We start from the raw sequence: 7,134 nt of genomic DNA, 5'->3' as shown, positions 1-7,134 counted from the left end.
GGACTTGAGCTTTTTAATTATTTATTCAACTTACCGCAAAAAATTATACACTTAGCTTTTGACACTAACTTAGCATGATTTTTTACCGTCTTCAAGGCGCAAGAACGCTGTTATTTAAAGGCTTGCATGTCTATTATAACTATGTAATGAAAAATATTTTTACTATTTTGTAATCGCTTACACTTAGACGAATTATGTTATTTTACAAGATTTGTTGCCTTGCTAGGCTTGCGTGTCTCCGGTAAACTAAGCATGAAGAGGTGACTAGATGTATAAAATTATTGCGTGTGACTTAGATGAAACGTTGTTGAGCGCAGATACGCATGTCTCAGTAGAAAATAGAGAAGCGATTCAAAAAGCAGTTGCTCACGGTGTAAAATTTGTTCCTGCAACTGGACGAGGCTACGTTTCTGTCCAAAATACTTTAAAGGAAATAGGATTAGAGCAGGCAGCTAATGAATATGTGATTTCATTCAATGGTGCCAGCATTACAGAAAATAAGAATAATCGCGTGCTGTATTTTGACGGCTTGCCTAATGAAATTGCGGATCGGTTATATCGGCATGGGGTTGAACTAGATATTGCCATGCATGTTTACACTCAAGATATGGTATATACGTATCATATCGATGATGATGAACGTGCCTATATGACGGGACGACACCAGTTTAAAGAGATTGAAGATAAAGACTTGTCATTTTTGGAGGGGCAGAAAATTGCCAAGGTGCTCTATGAGAGTCTTGATAATAATTATTTGCACCGGATCGCCGCTGAATTAGGACCAATTACGCAAGAATTGGATATTTCATATTCATCTAATCGTTATTTAGAATTTAACCGTAAAGGTGTCAATAAAGGCGCGGGACTGATGAAGCTGGCTGAGCAGCTTAGGGTGCCGATTGAAGAAACAATTGCCATTGGTGATAATTTTAATGACTTGTCAATGATTCAGGCTGCTGGTGTGGGTGTTGGTGTGGCTAATGTCAATCCTGCTATGAAAGAGCAATGCGATTACATTACTCAGGCTGATAATAATCATGGTGCAGTTGCCGAGGCAATTGATCATTTTATTTTTAACAATTGAAAAAAATAAAAAAATAATTGACAGATTAAAAATACATGATATTATTGTTTACAACAAATAAAAAAAAGAGCTTTGATAAGGAAAGTAACTTAAGAAATGATTTGCAGAGAGTCTTCGGTTGGTGGAAGAAGATAATGATGAATTAAGTGAAAATCACCTTTGAGCTGAAAGTGCGATATTAGCATCTTCAGGGTCCGCCCTCTATAGCGGCGACGTATCGCTGATTCTAATTGAATTAGCTGCACGTGCATGAGGTAGAATTTTAGTGAGTATTATTCTACGAATAAATAGGTGGTACCGCGTTGAAGACGCCCTATTAGATCAATTGATCTAGTAGGGCGTTTTTTTATTATCATAAGCTTGTTGTCAATTTTTTGACTTATGGGAGAGATAAAAATGAGAAAAACATTGAAGCAATTATTTGGCACGACTGTAGTAGCACTTTTAGGAGTAAGTACTTTATCTGCATGTTCATCAAACAAGTCAGGTGCTAAAGCACTTAAGCAAGAATTGAACTGGATGACTACCTCAGAAATCCAAACTATGGATCCTTCAAAGATGGTAGATACAACTGGTAGTGAACAGGCATCTAATGTTTTTGAAGGGCTCAATAGACTGAATAAAGCGGGTAAAGTTGTATCTGGTGTGGCTACTAAAACTAATCAGAGTAAAGATGGTTTGACCTGGACTTTTACTTTAAGAAAGAATGCTAAGTGGTCTAATGGTGATCCAGTGACCGCTGAAGATTTTGTTTATTCTTTAAGACGGACACTTGATCCTAAGACACAATCACAACAGCAAAATGAGTGGTCAAATGTAGTTAATGCAGATGATGTTTTAGCTGGGAAAAAAGCTCCGTCGACTTTAGGTGTTGAAGCTAAGGGTAAATATGAATTGGTAGTTCACTTGAAACATCCCGTACCGTATTTTAAAGCCTTGTCAGTTGGTTGGAATCCGCAAAATAAACACGTAGTCGAAAAGTTTGGCAAAAAATATGGGACTGCATCTAAGTATATGGTTTACAATGGTCCGTTTGTTCAAAAAGGCTGGACTGGTTCAAGTCTTAACTGGAAGTTAGAAAAGAATGATCAATATTGGGACAAAGATAAAGTTAAATTGCAGACGGTTAATTATAGTGTACAAAAGACGCCTTCAACTGATTACAATCTGTATCAGGCTAACAAATTAGATGGTGCCTATCTTGATGTTCAGGCTTCAAAGAGACTGAAGGGTCAATCTGGTTATACAGTCTATAAACTAGATAGAACTGAATACTTGACTTTCAATGTATCCAAGCATCCAGAACTAGCTAATGTCGATTTTAGAAGAGCAGTTTCAATGGCACTTAACCGAGCTCAATTGGCTAAAACAGTTGGTGGTGCTAATACTGTAGCCCGAACTTTTGCTGGACCAAATGAATATGTTGATGGTAAGAATTTTGACCAGTATGTTGAAAGCAAAAATCCAGCTAATAAATATATGAATTATAACCCTGCAGGCGCTAAGAAACTTTATGATAGAGCATTAAAAGAATTGGGTAAGAATAAGTTGGCCTTTACCTTAATGGGTGACGATGATGACGTTTCTAAAAAGGTTTTAGAGTTTGTGCAAAGCCAGTTAGAAGATACCTTTGGCAAAAAAGTTGATGTAACTGTTAGAAGCATGCCGAAGACTACTAGAGTTAAGAAAATGCTCAATGGTGATTTCGAGGCAGTCTTTACTGGATTGACTTCGGGCTATTTAGATCCTAATTCACAATTGCACACAATGATGACAGGACAAAGTTATAACTTCGGTAAATGGTCTAACAAAGATTTTGACAAGTATATGAATAATTCAGATAAGGAATTAAATCCTACTAAGCGATTAGAAGATTTGTATAATGCAGAACGTGTTTTAACTGATCAACAAGGATTGACGCCATTATTCCATGATGGTCAAGCTTGGATGGTTCGACCAAGTGTTAAAAATGTAGAATTCTTGGGTGGTAATTTCAGCTTTAAGGATGCATCTGTAAGTAATAATTAGGAGAAAAATAATGACTAAAACAGCTTTTGTAAATTGTAATTTATTCGTTGGTAATGAAGATAATCTAGTAGATAATGCTTGGTTTGTCGTTGATGATGAAACAGGTAAATTGACCGATCAAGGTAAGGGAAAATGCACAGCAGATTTTGACAAACAAGTTGACCTTAAAGGGAAATATGTGATGAGCGGTTTGCTTAATTCACATACTCACATGGGGCTTGATTCTGACTTGAAGAAAAAATTTCCGACTACTGAAGCTTCGACTACTTATGCAGCACTGCGGGATCTGCGTGAAGCTTTACAAACTGGTGTGACTTATGTTCGTAGTTGTGGCACATCCTTTGATGTTGACTGTAAATTAGTGCAGATGCGCAAGCAGTATCCTTTTGAAGGTCCTCAAGTGATGCCAACTGGAATGACAATGTCAATTGTCGGCGGACATGGTGATTTCAAGGTGGGGTTAAATGGAGAGCAAAATGCTAGTCATTTGGTTAACGGTCCAGAGGACATGCGTAGAGCAGTCCGAGAACAATTTACCAAAGGTGCAAAAAATGTCAAGTTGATGGCTACCGGTGGAATTATGTCACTTGGGGATGAAGTAGATGATACTGAGCTTTCGCTTGAAGAAATGAAGATGGCAGTAGAAGAGGCTCATTCCAAGCATATGACAGTTTGTGCTCACGCCGAGGGACGACTTGGTATTCATTATGCAGTTGTTGCAGGAGTTGATTCTGTAGAACATGGTTTTTATTTAGATGATAATGACTTGGCTTTGATGAAAAAACAAGGTACATTTTTGTCACCAACATTGACTGCAGGTCGGACAATCGTCGTTCATGGAAAAGATGTTGTACCTGAGTTCTCATACCGCAAGATGTGTGCAGTAGTTGATGACTTTTATAATCATGTCGGCCATGCGATCAAGGAGGGGGTGAGACTGGCAATGGGGACAGACGCAGGAACATATTTCAATCGCTTCTCTGATACACCTAATGAATTAGTGGAATTGGTTAGAGCAGGAGCCACAAATTATCAAGCTTTAAGAGCAGGCGGCTTGGGTAGTGCTGAATTGCTTAAGGTTGATCAAGAATATGGTTCACTTGAAGTGGGCAAATATGCGGATTTCTTAGTTTTACGAGAGAATCCATTAGAAAATGTTGCTGCAGTCGGCCAAAAAGACAAGCAAGTTTACCAACATGGTTTACGTAAATTCTAAATATTTTTTACTACAAATAAAGCATCACTTGTGAGATTTTTCTTGTAAGTGATGCTTTATTTATGCTTATTGTTATTTAAAATACGAACTATTTATTTATTATAATTGAAAATTGTTCTTGCCTTAGCTTGAATATCGCTGTACTATTTAAACCATCAAATGTAATATTGATGATTTGAAAAAGTGGGGAATTGAATGTCGAGCTTTCAAGAATACTATCCAAGAATGCGGGAATTAGCAGATTATCTACTAAATAATCCGGAGTTGGGATATAAGGAGTATAAAACTTCTGAGGCGATAGAAGAAGCTATTCATGAAATCACTCCTATGGTAAAAGTCGAACATTTCTGCAATACAGGGATAAAAGTGGTGTTTAATAATCACCAAACTAAGACTATTGGAATTATTGCAGAACTAGATTCACTATACCAGCCGGGGCATAGAAATGCTGATAGTGAAACAGGAGCAGCTCAAGCTTGTGGCCATTATACTCAGGTGACAATAGCTTTAGCGATTATGAATGAACTAGTGAAAAATAAACGAATTGGTGATTTTGGCGCTAACTTAGCATTTATTTTTACACCGGCTGAAGAATTTGTTGATTTGGAGTGGCGCAAAAAACAGAAAGCGGAAGGAAAAATCACTTATTTTGGTGGTAAACAAGAAGCAATTAAATTAGGTGTCTTTGATGATGTCGACTACTGTGTCTCAGTTCATGCTATAGGTGAAAATTTTGAGCGTAGGACTATTGAAATTAATTGTGATTTAGCTGGATTTAATTTTCAATACTTTGACTTCTTTGGTAAGGCGAGTCATGCAGCATTTGCTCCTGAAGAGGGGGTAAATGCACAGAGTATAGCCACCCTATTTACCACTGCTTTGGCCTTCAAACGTCAACAATTAAAAAATCCAAATCAAATTAGGTTTAATCCAGTGATGATAGGTGATAATACAGAATCGATTAATGTAATTCCCGATCATGTTAGCATGGGGACAGATATACGATACTTTGATGTCGAATATGCACAGCAACTAATGAAGCAATTCAATCAAGCAGCAGAAGGATGCTCCCTAGCTTTAGGCGGTAATTTTAATTCAGAAACACAGGTTGGCTATTTGCCTTTAAGGTCGAATAGAGACATGAATGCTTTAATAAAAAATGTATTTTTAAGGAATGACAAGATTTCAGAATTGATTGAAAACCGAGGCTATACCATGGCAGCTGGTGATATTGGTGATGTAAGTTATCTAATGCCAACTATTCAGATTGGATATGGTGGTTGGAATGGAACCATTCATGGCTCTGATTTTAAATTAGTTGATCCAGTTTTTGTACTGGACATATTCCCGGAATTTATCTTTAACAGTGTTTTAGAAATATCAAATAATCTTAATAAAATCAGGACTTATCGTAGAACAAATCAGGAATATCTTGAACAATTAAATAAAATGGGAGCAGAAAAATGAAATCTTTAAAAAATTATGGTCCATTAATTATTTTAGTGCTATTGATTGACACTATTGCGGAATTTATAGGGATGCAGGTTTTCAAAATTGGTAAAATTGAAGTTTCAATTCTATCATTAGTATTCGCAGTTATTTTAGCGATTATTATTTATTTACTTCCATTAAAGCCGATTAAGCAACTCTACAATGATAAAAGAGTAAAGTTTGCTGGAAAATATATGATTTTAATAATGTTGCCACTAATGGCACGTTATGGAGCAAATGTTGCACCTAAGATTAATGAAATTTTATCAGTAGGTTGGGTATTTCTCATTCATGAGTTAGGTAATTTAGGCACAATTTTATTTGGACTACCAGTAGCTTTATTACTAGGATTAAGACAAGAGGCCATTGGCTCAACATTGGGATTAGGCAGAGAAGGAGAACTAGCCTATATTAGTGAAAAATATACACTTGATTCACCGGAAGGTCGAGGAGTCCTAGGTATTTACTTAATTGGAACAATTTTTGGTTCGATTGTCTTCTCAATTTTAGCACCAGTTCTTTTGGGGATGGGCTTTAGTTATCAAGCTGTTGCGATGAGTTCTGGAGTAGGATCAAGTTCTATGATGACTGCAGCTTCTTCAGCTTTAGCAGCTCTGGTTCCTAAACATAGTGAGACGATTCTATCATTTGCGGCAGCAAGTCAGTTGTTAACTAGTTTTATTGGAACTTATATTATGTATTTCCTCGCAGTTCCTTTGCAAAGATTCATGTATGTTCACTTGACTAGTTTGCTTGATAAAAAGAAAGAAGTATACCCAGAACATGATTAGAGAAAATAATTTTTATAAATTAGGTAGAGATGCATTAATTTTATTGCTTAGTGTTAGTTTAGTTTTATTTGTTCAGTGGATTAAGTTAGTAAAAAATCCTAAGAGCACCCCAATTACACCTGATACTTTTGCCGGCCTAGGTCTATTATGGCTGTTTTCTCTGATTGGCATTATTATCAGTATGTTAATGAAACGAGTTCCGTGGAAGATTGTTAGAGGATTTCCCATTCTAGGCTGGGTGTCTATCGTTTCATTAGTTTTCTGTTTGCTTAGTCCATATTGTGTTCGTGTAATTAATGCAGTAGATTTTTTATCATTAACTACATCGGTATTAGCCTTTGCTGGAATTTCAGTAACTCATAGATTGAAGGATTTATCAAAGATTTCATGGAAGATCTTAATTGTGGCATTATTTGTCTTTTTCGGTATGTATTTCATGGATACTTTGATTTCTCAAATAGCTCTTAATTTGAGTGGAAAATAGAGAAAATATATAAAGCCACGCTCAACAGCGTTGCTTTTTG

Annotated in this window: 6 protein-coding genes and 1 other annotated feature; all 6 genes read left to right on the top strand. The window is 36.4% G+C overall.

Annotated elements, in window-relative coordinates:
• Positions 1 to 268 precede the first annotated feature (268 nt).
• Complete coding sequence (locus tag CP366_RS03345; protein WP_005719852.1) at positions 269 to 1,084, top strand: Cof-type HAD-IIB family hydrolase; 816 nt, start codon at positions 269 to 271, stop codon at positions 1,082 to 1,084.
• 63 nt (positions 1,085 to 1,147) lie between these two features.
• Positions 1,148 to 1,403 (top strand) — a binding site (T-box leader).
• Positions 1,404 to 1,480: 77 nt separating this feature from the next.
• Entirely contained in the window at positions 1,481 to 3,112 is a 1,632-nt protein-coding gene (locus CP366_RS03340; protein ID WP_089146237.1) for a peptide ABC transporter substrate-binding protein, read from the top strand.
• Positions 3,113 to 3,122: 10 nt separating this feature from the next.
• On the top strand, positions 3,123 to 4,328 hold the full coding sequence (locus tag CP366_RS03335) for an amidohydrolase family protein (protein WP_023488233.1): 1,206 nt from the start codon (positions 3,123 to 3,125) through the stop codon (positions 4,326 to 4,328).
• Between the two features lie 195 nt (positions 4,329 to 4,523).
• Entirely contained in the window at positions 4,524 to 5,795 is a 1,272-nt protein-coding gene (locus CP366_RS03330) for a M20/M25/M40 family metallo-hydrolase (protein WP_089146238.1), read from the top strand.
• Positions 5,792 to 6,610 carry a DUF3100 domain-containing protein gene (locus tag CP366_RS03325; RefSeq protein WP_089146239.1) on the top strand — a complete coding sequence of 273 codons (819 nt, stop codon included), beginning with the start codon at positions 5,792 to 5,794 and terminating at the stop codon, positions 6,608 to 6,610. Before CP366_RS03330 ends, CP366_RS03325 begins: the two co-directional genes overlap by 4 nt.
• Positions 6,603 to 7,094: a hypothetical protein gene (locus CP366_RS03320; RefSeq protein ID WP_005727136.1), complete on the top strand. Its 492-nt coding sequence runs from the start codon at positions 6,603 to 6,605 to the stop codon at positions 7,092 to 7,094. The genes CP366_RS03325 and CP366_RS03320 overlap by 8 nt, the downstream gene beginning before the upstream one ends.
• Positions 7,095 to 7,134 lie beyond the last annotated feature (40 nt).

Source organism: Lactobacillus sp. UMNPBX15 (assembly GCF_002553785.1).
GTDB classification, from domain to species: Bacteria; Bacillota; Bacilli; order Lactobacillales; family Lactobacillaceae; genus Lactobacillus; species Lactobacillus crispatus.
This window is presented reverse-complemented; position numbering and strand designations above follow the sequence as displayed.